Raw genomic sequence first — 1,830 nt, forward strand, 5'->3', positions numbered from 1 at the left:
GGAGCGGCTGAAGGAGGCCGTGCGCGAGCGCGAGGAACTGGTCCATCTCCGCCAGGAGCTGTCGATCGCGCGGACCTTGCAGCTCTCGAGCCTGCCCACGCGCTTCCCGGCCTTTCCCGACCGCACCGAGTTCGACGTGTTCGCGGCGATGCGGCCGGCCGAGGAGGTGGGCGGCGACTTCTACGACTTCTTCCTGCTCGACGACGACCAGGTGGCCGTCGCGATCGGCGACGCGTCGGGCAAGGGCGTGGCCGCCGCCATGTTCATCGCGATCGCCCGCAGCCTGATCAAGGCCGCCTGCCTGCAGGGCATGGGACCGGCAGAGGCGATGCGCTTTGCCAATGACGTGCTGGCCCGGGACAATCCGCAGATGATGTTCGCCACGGCACTCGTGGCGATCCTCGACACGCGCACCGGCCAGCTGCGGCTCGCCAATGCCGGGCACAACCCGCCCTTTCTGCGCCGCCATGACGGCGAGCTCAGCGTGATCGACCGGTTCCTGGGCCCGGCCCTGGGGGTGTCGGACCTGGCGGGCTTCGAGGAGGCGACGCTGCAGCTGCGCGAGCGCGACCTGCTGTTCCTGTTCACCGACGGGGTGACCGAGGCGGCCGACCGGCAGGAGCGGTTCTTCGACACGGACGGGCTGGCCCGGGCGCTTGGCGAACTGGACGGCGGCGACCCGCGCCGGGCGGTGGAGGACGTCCAGGCCGGCCTGGACGAGTTCACCGCCGGAGCGGCCCAGGCCGACGACATCACCATGCTGGCGCTGCAGCTGCGTGCGCTGAAGCGGATCCGGGCATTGGCGGCCTGAAGCGCGCCTACTCCTGCAGGCCTACTCCTGCAGGATCGTGTTGCTGCCGGAGCCGGGCACCTCGTCCAGGACCAGGAGGTGGACCTCGTCCGTGCCGGCGTTGACGGCGGAGTGCCACTGGTCGACCGCTTCCACGACCAGGTCGCCTGGCCGGTAGGTGATCGTCTCGCCCGTGACCTCGTTGGTCACGGCGAGCGTGCCGGACTGGACCACGGCATAGCGGGGGTAGGGGTGCTTGTGCACCGGCAGCTTCGCGGCGGGTGCGATCCGATAGTCGGAGAGCACCACCCGGATGTCGCCGTCCGGCAGGCGGATCGGCTGGCCGGACGCGGTGGTGGTGGCGCTGGCGAGCTCGGTGACCGTGACGGGCTTGGCCGGTGGTGCTGCCTGGCCGGCACAGCCGGCGAGCAGGCCGGCCAGCAGGAACGGCGCGAGCCGGCGGAACGGCTGCATCGATGTTTCTCCCTGACAATTGGACTTGTTGGTGGCGGGCCGACTGTCGGTGGTGCGGTTGCCCCTTGCAATGGTGCGTTGTGCCGCCCGGGCTGCCTCGGACCGCACGGGCTGGCTAGAAGGAGCCTCGGCTTTGAAGAAAGAGGATCGATGACCCGCACGCTTCTGTTCGACCTGGACGGCACCCTGGTCGACACCGAGCAGCAGCACTACAGCGCCTTCGAGATCACGTTCGGCGGGCTCGGCATTACCTTCGACGAGCACAACTACGCCAGCCGGATGCTCGGCCAGGCCACCACGGCGATCGCCGCGGACTTCCTGGGCCATCTCGGCCTGGAGGAGCGGATGCGGGTCATGGACCAGAAGGAGGAGTGCTACCGGGCGCTGCTGGCGGAGCTGACGCCGTTGCCGGGGGTGGTGGAGTTCCTGGATTTGGCCGAGCGGACCGGCTGGCGCCGGGCGGTGGTGACGAATGCGCCCCTTGCCAATGCCGAGCAGGTTCTGGCCGGCGCCGGGATCCGCGACCGGTTCGAGGGGATCGTCAGCGCGGTCGATCTCGCGGATGC

3 protein-coding genes are annotated in these 1,830 nt (G+C 69.9%); 2 read left to right on the forward strand and 1 reads right to left on the reverse strand.

Features of this window, described 5'->3' with window-relative positions; genetic code table 11:
* The coding region (locus tag EQG76_RS21285) for a PP2C family protein-serine/threonine phosphatase (RefSeq protein WP_159716336.1) at positions 1–811 on the forward strand (811 nt) is incomplete at its 5' end.
* Between the two features lie 21 nt (positions 812–832).
* Here EQG76_RS21285 and EQG76_RS21290 read toward each other — a convergent pair.
* Positions 833–1,264, reverse strand: a complete 432-nt coding sequence (locus tag EQG76_RS21290) for a cupin domain-containing protein (protein ID WP_159716337.1) — start codon at positions 1,262–1,264, stop codon at positions 833–835.
* A 150-nt stretch (positions 1,265–1,414) separates the two neighbouring features.
* Here EQG76_RS21290 and EQG76_RS21295 point away from each other — a divergent pair.
* Positions 1,415–1,830 (forward strand): HAD family hydrolase (locus EQG76_RS21295; RefSeq protein ID WP_159716338.1); only part of this gene is annotated, 416 nt, incomplete at its 3' end.

The sequence above is a fragment of the Geminicoccus flavidas genome (assembly GCF_009806515.1).
Lineage (GTDB): Bacteria > Pseudomonadota > Alphaproteobacteria > Geminicoccales > Geminicoccaceae > Geminicoccus > Geminicoccus flavidus.